The sequence below is a fragment of the Pseudomonas sp. FG36 genome (genome assembly GCF_057809275.1).
The window spans coordinates 43,450-58,681 of sequence record NZ_JBMDJQ010000028.1 but is presented as its reverse complement, the minus strand read 5'-3'; the positions used below and the strand labels follow the sequence as shown (position 1 = coordinate 58,681).

Genomic DNA, 15,232 nt, shown 5'->3' with positions numbered 1-15,232 from the left:
GGGCTCAGAAGAACGCGTCGACACGGAAATAGATCGGGTGTTCGCGGCGGGTGATGACGTCGGGGCGCTCCAGCGAGCGGGCGAAGGTCGCGCTGGCGGCGAAGTACTGGCCGCGCACGTTGAACTCCAGGGCATTGCCGCTCAGACGGCCATGGTCCTGGCCGTTACCGTGCTGGCCCTTGATCACCCCCGCGTCGTAGGTGAACGCCATGCCGTATTCGCGTAGCCAGGGCTGCAGCGGCGCCCAGGTGACCGGCCGGCGCCAGCGCAACTGGTTGCGCCAGTAGCCGCCGCTGTCGCCGGTGAGGGTCTGCTCCTTGAAACCGCGCACCGAGGTCAGCCCGCCGACGCTGATGCGCTGGCCGCTGTAGAGGGCATCCTCGCTGCGCTGGCCGGTGGCCAGGCTGTCGAAGCTGAACTGCTCGCCCCACAGCTGGAACGGCTGCAGGTAGCTCAGGGTGAGGGTGTACTTGTTGTAGCGCGCCACCGGTTCGTTGCCGCGTGGATCGCCCGCGCCCTGGGCGTCGAGCGCGCCGATACCCTGCTGCCAGCCGGCATCGAGGTTGACGAAGGCATTGCCGATGCGACGACCGTGGTTGACGCCCAGCTGGCGCTCGGTGATACGGGTGCTGGAAACGTCGATCAGGGTGTCGTCCAGGTAGTTGCGCGCACGCAGGTGGCTGACGCCGACATTGACCGCGGTCTTGCTCAAGCTGTCGCGGTGGATCACCCGTTCGGCCTGGAACTGGTGCACGCTGTTGTCGCCGTCGAGCTTGAAGGGGAAACCGCTGGAGGTGTCGCGGGTGCGGTAGTAGTTGTGGTTGTAGCTGTAGTTGAAGGTCCACCAACCCCACGGCAGGCTGTAGTTCAGGCCATGGCTGTCGGAATGGCGCCAGTGGTCGCTGACCACGTCGCGCCCGCCACGCAGGCTCAGCTGATCGGCCAGGCCAAGCGGGCTGTCCCACTCCAGGCCGAGGTTCATCTGCTGTTCGCCGCTGCTGGCGTCGCCGTTGTTGTGACGGCTGGCCGAGACCCGCCAAGGTTTGTCACGCTGACCCTTGAGCTGCACGCGACTGCCGCCGACCTCCTGGCCGGGCACCAGCTCCACCTCGACCTGGCGCGAGGGCAAACGGCCAAGCTGGTCGACCATCTGTTCCATGTCGCGCAGGTTGAGCACCTCGCCAGTCTTGCCGGGGAAGGCCATGGCCATTTCCCGGGGGCTGGCCAGGGCGGAGCTGTCCAGCCCTTCCAGGCGGCCTTCGACGATGATGATCTGCAGCACGCCGGAGCCCAGATCCTGCTGGGGCAGGTAGGCGCGAGTGGTCAGGTAGCCACGGTTCAGGTAATGGTCGGTGATGCGCTTGAGCAGGTCGTTGAGCTGGCCGACCTGCAGGCACTTGCCTTCATAGCCTTCGAGCAGCGCCTTGCGCTGTGGCTCGTCGAGCAGGCTGGCGCCTTGCAGGTCGATGCGCTGGATCTGGAAGCAGCGCCCTTGCTCGGTGGGCTGGGCAGGCGCCTGCGGTGCCTGCCTTCCCGGCAGTTGCTGGAGCTCCTCGAGGCGCTTGCGCTGCTCCTGCAGCAGGTTCTCCTGGCGGTCGCGGATCAGGTCACGATCGCCGGGTGTCTGGAACGGTGCGGCACCGGCCAGCAAAGGCAAAAGTGCCAGGCCTGCGGTCAGGAAGCGGGTACGAAGGGGCATGGGGCGTGGTCCGTCACTTAAAGCCGAGCGCATCACTGCGAAATAGCCGCGCAGGGTACTAGAGGACAGCAGTGCTATCAATAAGCCACCCTTCCCCTGTATTACCGGCTAAGTCCTTTACGCCGGTAAGTCGCCCTTTATTGCTTTACTGTTGTTGCGCAGGCTTGCCGGCAGGCCGGAACCACCACCCCTGCTGCATGCCGGCAGCAGCGAGCAGAATCAGTCCCACCCCCAGCCACTGCAACGGCGCCAGGCGATGGTCGAAGGCCACCCAGTCGACCAGGATCGCGGCGATCGGGTAGATGAACGACAACGCTCCGGTCAACGCCGTGGGCAGGCGCTGGATGGCGCTGTACAGCAACACATACATCAACCCCGTGTGCACGATGCCCAGCGTGACCAGGCTGCCGAGCGCCGGCAGTTCACCCGGCAGTTCACCCGGCAGTCCGCCCAGCTTCACCCAGGGCGCCAGCAGCAAGACGCCGGTACTCACCTGGATCAAGGCGATCAGGTGCGGCGGCGTGCCGGTCAGGCGCTTGATGATCAGCGCCGCCACGGCATACAGGAAGGCCGCGCCCAGCGCCAGGGCGATGCCCTGCAGGTACTCGCCACCACTGGCCTGCCCCGCGCCATGAGCGCTGACGATGGCCAGCATGCCGAGAAACGCCACGCTCAGCCAGGTCAGCTTGGCCAAGGTGATCTTCTCGCCCAGGAACAGTGCCGCCAGCCCCACCAGCATGAACGGCTGGACGTTGTACACCGCGGTGCCGATGGCGATCGATGCCCGCGAATAAGAGGCGAACAGCAGTACCCAGTTACCGACGATCGCCACCCCGCTGACCACCGCCAGCAGGAAAGTGGCACGGGTCAGCACGCCTGGTTTGAGGAAGCCCATGGCCGCGCAGATCAGCAGCAAGGTGCCGGCACCGAACACGCAGCGCCAGAACACCACCTCCAGCACCGGTTGCCCGGACACCAGCACGAACCAGCCGATGGTCCCGGAAATCAGCATGGCGGCGATCATTTCCAGCGAACCACGGCGCAACGAATTGTCCATCTCACACCTCCTGTCGACGATGGGCACAGTATGCGGAGGGTTGAGGCTGACCTTCCAGCGGATAACCAAGGCATATTGGTTCCTGCACCTTTACTATCAAGGCAGATTTTGAAAATCACCTAATGAGGTAGCCATGACCGATGACATTGACCAGTTGCTGATCAACGCCCTGATGGAGGACTCGCGCCGCTCGCTCAAGGCCCTGGCGCAGATCAGCGGCCTGTCGGCGCCCAGCGTCAGCGAGCGCCTGCGCCGCCTGGAGGAGCGCGGCGTGCTGCGCGGCTACACGGTAGAGGTGGACCCGCGCTGTTTCGGCTACCAGTTGCAGGCGATCGTGCGCATTCGCCCGCTGCCGGGGCAGTTGCAAGAAGTGGAACGGCAAATCGTGGCCATTCCCGAGTTCACCGAATGCGACAAGGTCACTGGCGAGGATTGTTTCATCGCCCGCCTGCATGTGCGTTCGATGGAGCAGCTGGACACGCTGCTCGACCGCCTCAACGTACTGGCCGAGACCAATACGGCGATCATCAAGAAGACGCCAGTGAAGCGGCGGTTGCCACCGATGAACTAGGATCTGTACGAAATGTGACTGGCCTTCGCGCAGGCACTTCTTCGTACAAAGCCTAGAAAATTCCGACACGCAATGGCAACCGTAGCATACGCGCACTCACACTTCTGGTGCCCTACAACTGTAGGGTAGCGGAAGTAACTGCCAAACATTATCTTTCTCGCGCGGCTGCGGTCGTTCTTTCTCGCTATTGATCGCAGCTGCTTGGACGAAACAATTTAGGGATATTGTGATGAGAAATTTATCGGATGAAGAAATTCATATAATCGCAGGTGGCAACCCGGCACTCATAATTGTAGGTGGTGCTATTGCAAGTGGTGGCAGTGCGTATCTCAGTGGTGGGAGTGCTGGGCAGATCGCTGGGGCGGCTGTAATGGGTGGTGTTTCAGCAGGCTACGGCGTTGCTGCGACCATCGCAACAGGCGCCAGTAGAGCTATTTACTCCGGCTACATGCTTGCGAGTGGAGCTGCAACTGGCCTATTCACCAGGAGTACATCCGCCGCTTAAGCTATTGTATACTGCATAGCAGGTCTAGGGGTTCACCCTGACACCCAAGTCTCTGTAAACCTTGAAAAGTTGGCACAGGGGCTTGGGCAATCTGACAATGGAGCATGAAAGGTATCTTATGATTTTTGATTCGCTGGCCATTTTAAATGGTCTTTGGGGATGCTTGTGCATAGCAGTGATCTTACCTGCATTAGTGGCGCACAAGTACCGACGAATCATCACTGTGTGTGCATTGATTTTTCTGACGAATTCGTTGGCTTTGCATTTCAACCAACAAATGCCAATTATCGAAGCGCTTTTCAGAAGTCTCGCAGTGGTGATGCTCAATGTTTTGGTAGCCTATTTGCTCGCGCATTTTTGCCACCACAAGCGGACCGTCTTGGATTTATTTCGTCGCGCCACCCGCCCTCTGAATAAAGATTCGTGATTTTTTTGTTGCACTCTCAAACCCATCTCTTTCAAGGTCTTGGGCTGCGAGGACTATTGCTCGAGTAAGGGCCGCCAGGTGTCCGCCGAATGCCTTGAAACTCCGATTGGACGCTTGCTTGGAGTCAACCCCCACACCGTGAGGGATCACTTATCCTCGGCCACCAACAAACCAAGCGTTACAACCGCATAGAACTCATCCTTCTACTTAGCACGAAGTCATTTAACACAACACGTTCAAGCAACACCAAGGCTCCTGCTGCTGGCATAAACTCAGCCAATCTCAGTTTCTCGCCTGGAGCGCAGGGAATGGGTCCAGAAGTTGATAGACAATGAAGTGCTCAGTGAGGTGACTTGATGAAACCAGCCCTCCGGTAGAAACAGGAGGTCACCTGGCCCTAGTCGAACAGGAAAAAAATCCACACGCCGGGCGGTCGGAAAGTCCTCCCAGTTCGGCTTGCCTGGATTGAAATCACACCCCTCCAGCCCGCCATCCGGTGAAGTCGCCCAACTACCCAGGGCTTCCCGGTGATGAGGTGCGGCCAGCAGCATCAATTTCTCCCCCCACACCTGGGCAAACAGATTGTCGGTGTCATCGCGGTGAAGGGGTGTCAGTGTCCCCTTCGGCCCCAACCAGAAACGGGGTGTAATGTACAGTGAGCGGTCGAACAACTCGGGGAACCTGATCAGGTCGAGCCATTGCCGCGGTACCTGGTTGTTTCCCATGTACGCCCCATGTTCGCCACCGCTCACTTGAGCCGTCTGTTCCATTTCGGTGACAAAATCCAGAATCCTGGTGGTCCTGAATTCTCGCCCGGAAGAGAACGCGTGGTCAGCATAGTCCCCATGCCGACTGATCCCTTGCACATCGGTGAAGTGCTCCAGAGCTTGCCCCATAGACATCTTTGCCAACGGCCAATCGTCAAGCGCCGAGCTAAGTACCAATGGTCTGCCGACTGTCCGGTACCTGGTTGTGAATTCCTCGACGGACAGCTGCCGTGCGCAACGCCGCTCGATCCCACCCTGCATGTCCAGGCGAGCCGATAGCTGCTCGCTGAAACGAGCTAGAGCCGGGTAGCGGCGGTCCATTTCCACCCGCTGCCCATCGCCGCCATGCAATGCTCGACTGACCAGGCGCGGAAGCAATGTCGCCAGACCGAGGCGGCCGTCGATTTTCAGTTGCCCTTGGGCAAAGAGCGCTTCGATATCGGACTGCCCTCGCATGATTGCGAGAAACACTGACGTGTCCATGGCGATGGTCACATCTGCCTGTGGATGCACGCCCATATATACCTGGGTGCAAGCCGGCGCACGTACCCAGAAGTGCTGCTGCCTGGAAAACACGAACTGGAAGATGCCGGCAACCCCCACTTCATTGGCTCGCGCAAACAATGACAACAGTGCGGATTGCACTAACATGTCGACCTCCGAACAAGTCGCCTCAGGCTACTTCGCGAAGACAGTTCCTTGCCCACGCGTCACACCCTCCATTACCGAGCGTTCGGCCAATGCGCCATCGAACGAGATCAACCTGTCCGTCGTGGCTTTCCAATCGGCCAGACGGTGATACGCATTGATGAACCAGCTGAGATTGTCGCAAAGGTTGCCGAACGCCGAGTTGATCTGCATGACGTCACCAAACTGGATGGCACCGGAAAAGAAGCGCGGAACCGCCAGCAGGCTGCTGAACACCAGCGAGAGTTGGCTGTAACTCTCGGTGAACAACGAAAGGCGCATCTTTACGCGGATAGTACGGCGCATATTGGCCAGGCTGGCATCGAGCTTTTCACTGATGCGGTCTTTTTCGCCACTGCGGCCTGACCGATCCCCCTGCTCGCAGGAGTAGTCACGGAAGCGGATGAGGAAATATCGCAGATCCGCCTCGGAACGCTGCTGGTTGTTGCTCAAGGAGACCAATTTGAAGCCGATTTTCTGGCTGATGAAAGTGCCCAGCAGCGCGTAGAAAATGGCAGCCCAGAACATGTAGGCCGGGATACTCAAGCCCCACAGTTGCGCACTACCTGAAATGCTGATCAACACCACGCTGAACGAGACCACGCTGGCCAGGGTGTAGAACAGACCGCAGGCCAGATCGATGGTCTCGAACGTGAATTTGTTGATGTCCTCGGCGATGCGCTGATCGGGATTATCGACCTGCTGCTCGATCTGCTGAGGGCGATTCGACTCGACGACCCACGCGGACAGATAGTGATTGGTCAACCAGCGCCGCCACCTCAATGCGAAAACATCGACCCAATAGGTGATCAAGACGGAGCGCAATACCGACAGCAGCACGACGGCAACGAATACCAGCACCAGACGATAGAAGGAATAGGCATCGAGTGCCTGGATGGCATTGTAGAAGTGCTTGTACCATTCGTTGATAGCCAACGCGGTGGCTACGGCCAGCAGCGACAACACCGCCAAGGCCACCAGTGAACACCAGGCGAATAGTTTCTCTTCACTCTTCCAGTACAACGACACCAAACAAAAGGTCTTGCGCAAAAATGACGCATCTTCAGGGACGCCAACATCCCCGCTAGAGATTTTCGAATTCATTGACATCACGGAATAAAAATTAATTATTAGCGGAGTGTAGATCACTCCTTATATGTGCCCTGCACACCCAACCTGAGCCTTGCGCGCAGGGCCGCGAACCGGCCACAAAAATCAAGAACAACTGCCTTACAATTTACTTCCACGCAAAACCCGTAGCGACAGCGTTATCGCCACCGCCATCAATGCGTATTTGATGAATTTATCAAGCATCCAATAATCGGCAGCCGTACCCACAGCTATTCCGATCAAGATGGTTACGACCATCGCGCCAAAAGCATTCATCAGTACTACTCCAGATCATCTATCGTCTGACTTTTTCGTCGAAACAAGGCCAGATGCCACCACTCGCATTCAGTGTATCGCCCGCCGGCCGCGCCCGACACCCTACAAGTGTAGGGCTGGATCTAGTTGACTCGCCCAGTCGAAAAGAAGCTCAAACACCCAGCGACTCCGGGATATTCAAGCCTCTTTCGACCTTGAAGCGGTCAACCGGTCAAAATTGACCATACTGCCTGCCCTGATGTTGGGCCATCGAAAGCACTTTGCAGCCACCCTGCTACTGCGCACCTGCAAGGTAATTGAGCTTTACAGGCGAGCGGCAACGTGTCTAGAACCACTTGGACAACGAGGGGTGAACAACAAAATAAATCAACAGGTAGATGACCGGCACCGATATCAGACCCAGCACGCCGTCAGTATTCCAGCCGAACTTGCCCTTCAGCAAGCCAGCCACTTTTTTGAACAACATTGCCAACAGCAAGGCCGACAGCAAGTCCATGACATATATCAACCTTACCTCCAACCTGCGGGCATTGATGTAATGTGCCATCGCGAGGAAAAACGGCTCTCACCTCGAAATCACCACCATCGGGATTAACGCTCAAGCCCCCGTCGAACCACTGCCCCACATACGCGATCCATTTCCTGTAATCACTCCGCCAGCAAAACCTGCGGTCGTCCCCGCAGCAATGCTGCCGATGCCGGCAGGTCCGGTAACAGCACCTATCAGAGCCCCCGCTCCTGCCGCCAACGCCAGATCAGCTCCATTGATACTTCCACCACCGGTCTGGCTACCGAGATAGGTAGCAACTCCAACTGCCGCACCACCGACTGCCCCAACAGGACCAAAGGCGCCTGCCACCATCTCGAGTTCTTCTACTGTGATATCTCGCATTGTTACAACTCCCTATGAGTTCATGGAAAAACGTTTGGCATTTACCCTTTGTCTACACGCGCGAACCCACTTGTCGTACAGCAGCGATCAAAGCGCCCAGAACCCCAGGCGCCCCAAGCTCGCCGCCAGACGCAATCGCGCGCGGTGCCAACCATTCAATGCAGCAATATGCTCCTGCTCCGCCATTGCATAGGCGGAAGAAGCATTGAGCAGCTCGATCATGCTGCCCACTCCAGAGCGATAACGGCCCTGGACCACGGTCAGGGCGAGCATTGCCTGCTCGACCCACTCGGCGGTTCTGTCCAGCGCCTGGGTCTCGATACCCAGGGCCTGGTAACTGGCCCACAGCTCCAGTGCCACTCGCTGCCGTGCATCGGCCAGTTCTGCTTCCTGGGCCTGCAACCTGGCCCGGGCACCCCGAACCTGATAGGTGCGCCCGAAGCCTTCGAACAGCGGGATGCTGACCTGAAGACCAACGCTGGTGTCACGGATATGGCTATCGCCGTTGTACGCCATGGCTTGATGGGTCTTTACATCCGACAGCGAGGCGATCAACGACAGCGATGGGCGGCCGGCAGCCTCGCGCTCGGCGACGGCTGCCTTTGCCGCCTCCAGTTTCGCCTTGGCGGCGATCAACGCAGGGTGGTCGTTGCCGGCCTGCTCGAGCAGTGCGTCCAGGCCTTTGACGAAGGCAGTGTCCGGCCGTCGTGTCAGCGTTTGCGCCAGCATCAGCCGCGTCTGCGGCGCCAGCCCCATGCGCAAGGCGATCTGGCCTTTGGCATCGTGTACCGCCCCCTGGCCGCGGACCAGGTTCAGGCTGGCCTGCGAGTAGGCGGTCTGCGCCTGGAGGCGGTCGCTCAGCGCGGCGGCGCCAGCGTCGAACTTGGCGCTGGCATCCTTGAGGTTTTCAGCGGCCAGCGCGGCAACCTGCTCGGCGGCCCGTTGCCTGTCCTGGGCAGCCAGAGTGTCGTAGTACAGGCTGGCTGCCTGCACAAAGGCCTCCTGCAAGCGCTCATCCTGATTGGCATTGGCCGCCACCAGCAACTGCCGCGCATTGCGCAGGTCGGCTTCACGCCGGCCGGAATCGAACAGCACCCAGCTCAGGCTCAGGCGATGGTCGAGCTGACGTTGACGCCCCTGGGCCGAGGAGTCGGTCTGTTCGTATTGGGTGTCATTGCGGCCGCGGCTGTAAGTGGCCGTGGCATCGAGCCTGGGCAGGTACGCCGAGCGCGCTACCCCGACCTGCGCGGCCTGGGCCTTGGCCTGCGCCCAGGCGTGCCGGGACTGGGGGTCGTGACACAACACCCGCTCGACCATGACCTCCAGGCTGAGCACCTCCGGTAGCGCCCCATCCACGCAGGCCGCACCCAGTCCTGGGCCTTGGGGCACGGCCGCAGGCGCCACGGCGTCGGCGGTCGAGAACACGTCCAGTGCAGCCGCACAGGGCGCCCATAGGCACACAAGCACCAGCAGGCAACGATTGAAGACACCTGCATTCATGACGTGACAGCTTCGCCCAGGCCCGACGACACGCGCGCCACCTGCTGATCAAGCACTACCCGCCCCGCTTCAAGACGCACCACCCGATCTGCGGAGGCGATCGTCTCGGCACGGTGGGCAACGATGATTCGCGTCACGGCGAGTGCCTGCACCGCAGCATTGACCCGCTGCTCACTGGCCACATCGAGATGGCTTGTCGCCTCGTCGAGGATGAGGATATCCGGCCGCTTGTACAGTGCCCTGGCCAGCAGCAAGCGCTGCTTCTGGCCTCCCGACAGCACCGTGCCCATGTCGCCCACCAAGGTGTTGTAGCCCATTGGCATGGCCATGATTTCGGCATGAATGGCCGCCATGCGCGCGCATTCCATGGCCCATTCCAGATCGGGGCTCGACTCGAAGAAGGTGATATTGTCCGCGAGCGAGCCGGCGAACAGGCAGTCGTCCTGCATCACCGTGCCAATCCGCCCACGCCAGGACGCCATATCCAGCTGGCGCAGTTCATGTCCGCCCATGCGAATCTGTCCGCTGGTGGGCGGCAGCACCCCTAGCAGCACATTCACCAAGGTACTCTTGCCGCACCCAGAGGCCCCGGTGATGGCAACGGACTCCCCAGGCGCAATGCGCAGGTCGATGCCATCGAGCACCAGCGGCTCGTGCTCGGAGTAGCGATAGCTCAAGCCCTGGATGTCGATGGTCATCTGGCGCGCGGGCCAGTCCACGCCCTGGGTGGCATCCCGCTGCTCCTCGGGGGGGTGCATGACGATGTCGGCCAGCCGCTCGCCCTGCAAACGCAACATGTGCAGTTCGAACAAGTGGTCTACCAGGCTGGCCACACGACTGACGAACTGCCCCTTGTACGCCATGAACGCCATCAGCACGCCTACCGTGAAGTGATTGTCCATGACCAGCGACGCACCTAGACCGATGGTGCAAAGGTTTTCCAGGCCGAAGATCAGCGCGTTGAGCTGGGTATAGAGCAACTGCAGTTTCTGCGTGCGCAATCCGGCGTTGATCTGGGCAACCAACAACCCGAGCCAGGTGGAGCGCCTTTCGCCTTGACGCTGGAACAGTTTGAGCGTGCGTACCCCTCGCAGCGTTTCGAGGAAATGGCTCTGCTGGCGTGCCGCATGAACGATCTGTTCCTCGCTGGCACGGCGCAGTGGGCTATACCACGCCCAGCGAACCAGGATATAGGCCACCATCGCCAGTACAGCGATCATCGCCAGCGACGGACTGTAGAGAAACATCAACACAAGGGTGGCGACAGTCATCAGGCCGTCGAGTATCGCCGAGAAGAACGCCGCGGTCAGCGTATGCTGAATCTGATCGACAGCCCCGAAGCGGGACACCACGTCCCCCAGGTGACGCTTCTCGAAGTACTGGATCGGCAGACGCAGCAGGTGACTGAAGAGATTCGCCCGCCACTGCACGCTGAGCAACGTGCTCATGTGCATCATGACCCAGGCGCGTGTGGCGCTGACCAGCTGCTGCATCAACAGCAACAGGCCGAAGCCGATCATCAGCGTGGTCAGTAGATCACGGTCCTGGGTGACCACCACGTTGTCGAGGGTCCATTGCAACAGGAACGGACTGACTAGCGAGAACACTTCCAGCACCAGCGCCAACAGCAGCACCTGGGCCAAGCCACGGTACAGCCCGCTCACACGACCGAGCATCTTTGTCAAGCCCAGCCGGGGCTTGGCGGCCTGCGCCTCGAAGCCCTGCTCGGGCCATACCTCCAGGGCAACGCCGGTGAAGCTTTCACTAGCTTGGGCAAAGCTCAGCTGGCGCACCCCTTGGCCGGGATCATGCAGGGTCAGGTGCTGCCCATGGACAGCCTTGAGCACCACGAAATGGTTGAAGTTCCAATGCAGCACGCAAGGTAGCTTGAGCTTGTTCAGATCGCTCAGCTCCAGCCTGACCGCACGGGTGCCCAAGTTGAGGCGCTCGGCAGTCTGCATCAGTTGCCTGAGGGTGATGCCTTTGAGCGAAACGCTGAACTGCCGACGCAGCTCCATCAGGGTCGTATGGTGGCCGTGCAGGCCAGCGATCATGGCCAGGCAGGCGAGCCCGCACTCGGTAGCCTCGGTCTGCAGGATCAGCGGCAGGCGGCGCCCCAGTGTCGGGGTAATGGCATCGATGTAGTTCATGCATGCATTCCTAGAGCTTGCCGGTCAGGCTGTAGAGCGGTTCGAGCACCCACTCGTACAGATGCCGGGTTTCCTGCAGGACATCCGCCTCGAGCAGCATGCCCGCCTGCAAAGGCCGGGAATCACCGTAAGCCAGCACCGCCTGTTTCTGTATTTCCACGCGGATGCGATAGATCTGTTCGCCGTCGCCTCCCAGGCCCGGCACGGTCCCCACCACATTGGCAAGCTCGGCGGCCGAAAGCGTCGTTCTGGACACTGAAATCACCTGGCCATGGTGCTGGCCGAACTTTTGGTAGGGATAGGCCTGGTAACGCAGCAACACGGCATCGCCCGCCCGGATGAAGCCTATGGCCTTGCTGGGGGCATACAACTCGGCTTGCAGGTTGGCATCCGCCGGCACCAGGCTCATCAATGATCGCGAACTGTCCACGACCTGCCCCGGCTCGGCCAGAATGGAAGTGGCCACGCCTTGCTGCGGCGCCGTGATGACCAGTGAGCGCTTGGCTTCGCTCTCGATCAGCGCCTGCTGCACCGACGACAGGGAGCGGCCGATGCTGGCCAGCTGATTGCCGTGTAACGCGGCCAGCCCGGCCCGTTCGTGCTGGCGCTCGACCAACTGCTGCTTGAGCACCGTGGACTCGCGCACCAACCCCTGCAGGCTCCGGCGCTGGCCAAGAAGCTCGGCCTGCCGCTGCTGCAGCTGGTCCATGGAGATGTAGCCCTTGTCCATGAGGCCCTGGTAACGCTCCGCCGCATTGCTGGCCAGTTGCACAAGCCGCTGCTGGCTGGCGATTTGCTGGGCCAGCGTGTCCAGCTCCTGAGTCAGGCTTTGCAATTTGCTGTCCAGGCTCAGCCGCGCTTCGACTTGCAGTTGCTGCTGCTTGTGCAACTCTTCCTCCAAGGAATGACGCTGGCGCTGGAGCTGATCGCTGACCTCTGCCTGGACAGGCCCCGAGTCGACCGAGCGCTCACTGGAAATCAGCAACAACCGAGCCCCTTGCTCTACCAGCTGACCCTCTTCGACGAAACGCTCCAGCACGACACCGTACTGCGGTGCGTGTATTTTCAACTGCCCGGATGACGGCACCAGTTGACCCGGGACTGTGCTGCGCCGGGTATAGCTGCCGTAGAAGAAAAAACTCACGACCATCGCCGCGAGCAACAACGCCACGAGTGTCATCACCGTGAACGAAACGGGCCGGACCAGCACGATGTCACCCAGCCAGTTGGTCTGTCGCGCGGCCAGCGCTTCGTGTCGAAACAAGGGGGCCTTACCTGTCACGCAGTCATCCTTTTTTTGGCCGGGCGTCATGCTCCCGGCTCAACCCCACAGGGCCAATCGCGTCAAGAGGTCGCCCTCGGTGGCCGATAAAAAATGGGCCTGCGCACTAAATTTTTGACCTGACCGTTCGTCCCACCCCACCATGAGCAGGACAGCACATACAGCCACTCGATTTTTACCATCCGCCGCCTGACAGTCGGCAACTGCAACACTAAGGGAACATGCGTTGAACATCACGGAACGAGAACATGACGTCATTCACTGTTTATCAAAAGGATTGACCAACAAGGAAATCGGGCAACAATTGGGTATCAGCCAGCACACCGTCAGAGACCATTTGTCTTCGGTATTCAAGAAATTGAATATCAGCAGCCGTATTGAACTGGCGATTCTTATCAATGCATCTAAAGTTCCTGCGCACAATGCTTGATTATCCACACTCTTGAAGTTCAGGCCATCCTACACCTGTAGGGTGGCACTTTGGCATGACCGTGAGGTATAAACAGTCACTGCCCCGCCAGTTCGATACGCTGACTGGCCACTTCGGCACCCACCTGTCCACCACTGTCGAAACTACGCTTTCCCGATGAACGCCCCAGACAATAAAGCGGCTCAACTCAATGAGCTGCACGAAGTATTCGTCCCTTTCGACGCCGTACTTATCGAAGGCTGTGAAGTTGTTTATCTCAACGAGTCGCTGTGCCAACAACAGACTTCGGATGACGTACTCGCTTCTTACAGTTACTTGATCAAGCCCGAGGCCGTGCCGCGGTGCGACAGCGCACCGCGCAAGACTTTCATGGCTGAACGCTATGGCGGCGACGGTATTCTAAGCAACGGCGGTGGCGCGCGCTGCGGGTTCGATGGCACCTGGCAACTCAAGGGGCTGGGGGCCAATGCCCTGGTCGGTCATGATGTCGACGAGGGCCATGGGGATGGCAACCTGTCGCTGACCACCGCGCTCTATGAATCGATCTGGGCAGAGATCATCGAGTCGGTGCTGCCTTTCGGGGCGACGCGCACCGTGGCCATCCTCGACACCGGTCTGACCTATGACACGTGGAAAGGGGCGTTGAAACGAGGCCTTCTCGTGCGCCAACCCGTTGTGCGCCCCGCGCATTTCATCAGGTCCGTTTACTTCAGACAGAAGCGCCTGGATGGTTTGGGCGAGGATGCGCTGCGGGTAAAACAGGCCATTCAGCGACTTGTCGAATTCCTCCCCGCGGCACCAGGCTCGACCGCCCAGATGCCCGCACTCGAACAACGTCTGCAAAGTGGCCTTGTTGAACTGGCCGACCGCTACGCCGAGCAATTCGCGGCTGCGCGGGCAAAGCACATCATCCATTTCAATGTCAGCGCATCCAATGTTTCACTTACAGGCGGCTGGCTGGACCTCAGCGGTATTTGCCTTTTCACTGACGACGCTATACACGACCGCTCCAGCGTCGACCGTTTCAATACCGAATACCTGCCCGCCGTGCAAAGCCTGCAGAGCCTGTGTTACTACCTGGGCAAATATGCGGTCGTGACAGGCGACGTTTCGCTACGCCTTTGGCAAACGACTGCGGAGCACTTTACCCAACGCTACAACCACTACCTGCACCTGTATCAGATCGCTCAGGCCGGGTTCCCGCTCTGGTTGTTGCGCGCGGTGGAAAATGCCCCGGAGTTCACCGCCTTTGCCACGGCACTGCACCGTGCTCTGGAACTTGACCCGTTCACGGTCACCTCCATAGCCGACGCAGTAGGTTGGGACGGATATGAACGCTGGAGTGGAGCGCTCTTTCACGCCCTGCTGGCCAGCCTGGACCAGGACACTGCAGCAACCGGCCCAGCCTGGCTGGCGAGCAATCCCACGCTGGACGCTCAACTGCGCTCAAGTTACGGTCAGCTGTTTGACAGGGTTGCACAGGCGGCTGGCGATCAGGGCATCGACCGCCGGCACTTGCACCTCGCCCTGCTGATCAATGCCACGCGGCTGAACCGCAGCCACCGCGTGCTGCATGAGCTGCAAAGCCAGATCGATGCCCTCGACGAGAAACCGGACGGTGACCGAAGAGCGGCCCTGCATGCCTTGCAAGACCACGCGCTGCTGGCGGCACGCTTCAACCTCGGCCATGAGCAGCCGGACGCCCTGCCGTTCTGGTCAACTGCCACGCTGACCATCAGCTTCAACCCTGAAACCGGCCACTTCACCTTACCCGGGCGTGCTACCCAAGCGCTGCCCCTGGAGGCGCTGCTGGCCGCAGCCGATGGCGATGAAGAAATCAGACAAGCGTTGAACTTCTACCCTGGCCTCGTGAGGTGAA

Annotated in this window: 13 protein-coding genes; 4 read left to right on the top strand and 9 right to left on the bottom strand. The window is 60.0% G+C overall.

Annotated features, from left to right (window positions below; genetic code table 11):
• Positions 1-4 precede the first annotated feature (4 nt).
• Both ACODS9_RS19925 and ACODS9_RS19920 read right to left on the bottom strand, forming a co-directional pair.
• Entirely contained in the window at positions 5-1,699 is a 1,695-nt protein-coding gene (locus tag ACODS9_RS19925; protein ID WP_489094565.1) for a ShlB/FhaC/HecB family hemolysin secretion/activation protein, read from the bottom strand.
• A 145-nt stretch (positions 1,700-1,844) separates the two neighbouring features.
• Positions 1,845-2,756, bottom strand: coding sequence for a DMT family transporter (locus ACODS9_RS19920; protein ID WP_489094564.1), 912 nt, complete (start codon positions 2,754-2,756; stop codon positions 1,845-1,847).
• Positions 2,757-2,889: 133 nt separating this feature from the next.
• On the opposite strand from ACODS9_RS19920, the gene ACODS9_RS19915 reads away from it, so the two are divergent.
• Positions 2,890-3,327: an Lrp/AsnC family transcriptional regulator gene (locus ACODS9_RS19915; RefSeq protein WP_277503258.1), complete on the top strand. Its 438-nt coding sequence runs from the start codon at positions 2,890-2,892 to the stop codon at positions 3,325-3,327.
• A gap of 623 nt (positions 3,328-3,950) precedes the next feature.
• A complete protein-coding gene (locus tag ACODS9_RS19910) occupies positions 3,951-4,259 on the top strand; it encodes a hypothetical protein (protein WP_401109932.1) in 309 nt (102 codons plus the stop codon).
• Between the two features lie 272 nt (positions 4,260-4,531).
• On the opposite strand, the gene ACODS9_RS19905 is transcribed toward ACODS9_RS19910, so the two are convergent.
• From ACODS9_RS19905 to ACODS9_RS19875, 7 genes are all read right to left on the bottom strand, one after another.
• Positions 4,532-5,677, bottom strand: a complete 1,146-nt coding sequence (locus tag ACODS9_RS19905; RefSeq protein WP_401109935.1) for a cupin-like domain-containing protein — start codon at positions 5,675-5,677, stop codon at positions 4,532-4,534.
• Between the two features lie 27 nt (positions 5,678-5,704).
• Positions 5,705-6,817: an SbmA/BacA-like family transporter gene (locus ACODS9_RS19900; protein ID WP_401109938.1), complete on the bottom strand. Its 1,113-nt coding sequence runs from the start codon at positions 6,815-6,817 to the stop codon at positions 5,705-5,707.
• Positions 6,818-6,943: 126 nt separating this feature from the next.
• A complete protein-coding gene (locus ACODS9_RS19895) occupies positions 6,944-7,099 on the bottom strand; it encodes a hypothetical protein (protein ID WP_401109940.1) in 156 nt (51 codons plus the stop codon).
• A gap of 325 nt (positions 7,100-7,424) precedes the next feature.
• Positions 7,425-7,595 carry a hypothetical protein gene (locus ACODS9_RS19890; RefSeq protein WP_401109943.1) on the bottom strand — a complete coding sequence of 57 codons (171 nt, stop codon included), beginning with the start codon at positions 7,593-7,595 and terminating at the stop codon, positions 7,425-7,427.
• Between the two features lie 483 nt (positions 7,596-8,078).
• Positions 8,079-9,491: a TolC family protein gene (locus ACODS9_RS19885; protein WP_401109946.1), complete on the bottom strand. Its 1,413-nt coding sequence runs from the start codon at positions 9,489-9,491 to the stop codon at positions 8,079-8,081.
• Entirely contained in the window at positions 9,488-11,641 is a 2,154-nt protein-coding gene (locus tag ACODS9_RS19880; protein WP_401109949.1) for a peptidase domain-containing ABC transporter, read from the bottom strand. Before ACODS9_RS19880 ends, ACODS9_RS19885 begins: the two co-directional genes overlap by 4 nt.
• Positions 11,642-11,651: 10 nt before the next feature.
• A complete protein-coding gene (locus tag ACODS9_RS19875; protein ID WP_401109952.1) occupies positions 11,652-12,905 on the bottom strand; it encodes an HlyD family secretion protein in 1,254 nt (417 codons plus the stop codon).
• Between the two features lie 244 nt (positions 12,906-13,149).
• Between ACODS9_RS19875 and ACODS9_RS19870 the strand changes: the two genes are divergently transcribed.
• On the top strand, positions 13,150-13,353 hold the full coding sequence (locus ACODS9_RS19870) for a response regulator transcription factor (protein WP_094010633.1): 204 nt from the start codon (positions 13,150-13,152) through the stop codon (positions 13,351-13,353).
• A 156-nt stretch (positions 13,354-13,509) separates the two neighbouring features.
• Entirely contained in the window at positions 13,510-15,231 is a 1,722-nt protein-coding gene (locus ACODS9_RS19865) for a hypothetical protein (RefSeq protein WP_489094563.1), read from the top strand.
• Position 15,232: the final 1 nt, after the last annotated feature.

What these genes read in the sequence shown, in the direction of transcription:
- ACODS9_RS19925 (WP_489094565.1), bottom strand. Translation starts at nt 1,699, where the DNA reads ATGCCCCTTCGTACCCGCTTCCTGACCGCAGGCCTGGCACTTTTGCCT.
- ACODS9_RS19920 (WP_489094564.1), bottom strand. Translation starts at nt 2,756, where the DNA reads ATGGACAATTCGTTGCGCCGTGGTTCGCTGGAAATGATCGCCGCCATG.
- ACODS9_RS19915 (WP_277503258.1), top strand. Translation starts at nt 2,890, where the DNA reads ATGACCGATGACATTGACCAGTTGCTGATCAACGCCCTGATGGAGGAC.
- ACODS9_RS19910 (WP_401109932.1), top strand. Translation starts at nt 3,951, where the DNA reads ATGATTTTTGATTCGCTGGCCATTTTAAATGGTCTTTGGGGATGCTTG.
- ACODS9_RS19905 (WP_401109935.1), bottom strand. Translation starts at nt 5,677, where the DNA reads ATGTTAGTGCAATCCGCACTGTTGTCATTGTTTGCGCGAGCCAATGAA.
- ACODS9_RS19900 (WP_401109938.1), bottom strand. Translation starts at nt 6,817, where the DNA reads ATGAATTCGAAAATCTCTAGCGGGGATGTTGGCGTCCCTGAAGATGCG.
- ACODS9_RS19895 (WP_401109940.1), bottom strand. Translation starts at nt 7,099, where the DNA reads ATGAATGCTTTTGGCGCGATGGTCGTAACCATCTTGATCGGAATAGCT.
- ACODS9_RS19890 (WP_401109943.1), bottom strand. Translation starts at nt 7,595, where the DNA reads ATGGACTTGCTGTCGGCCTTGCTGTTGGCAATGTTGTTCAAAAAAGTG.
- ACODS9_RS19885 (WP_401109946.1), bottom strand. Translation starts at nt 9,491, where the DNA reads ATGAATGCAGGTGTCTTCAATCGTTGCCTGCTGGTGCTTGTGTGCCTA.
- ACODS9_RS19880 (WP_401109949.1), bottom strand. Translation starts at nt 11,641, where the DNA reads ATGAACTACATCGATGCCATTACCCCGACACTGGGGCGCCGCCTGCCG.
- ACODS9_RS19865 (WP_489094563.1), top strand. Translation starts at nt 13,510, where the DNA reads ATGAACGCCCCAGACAATAAAGCGGCTCAACTCAATGAGCTGCACGAA.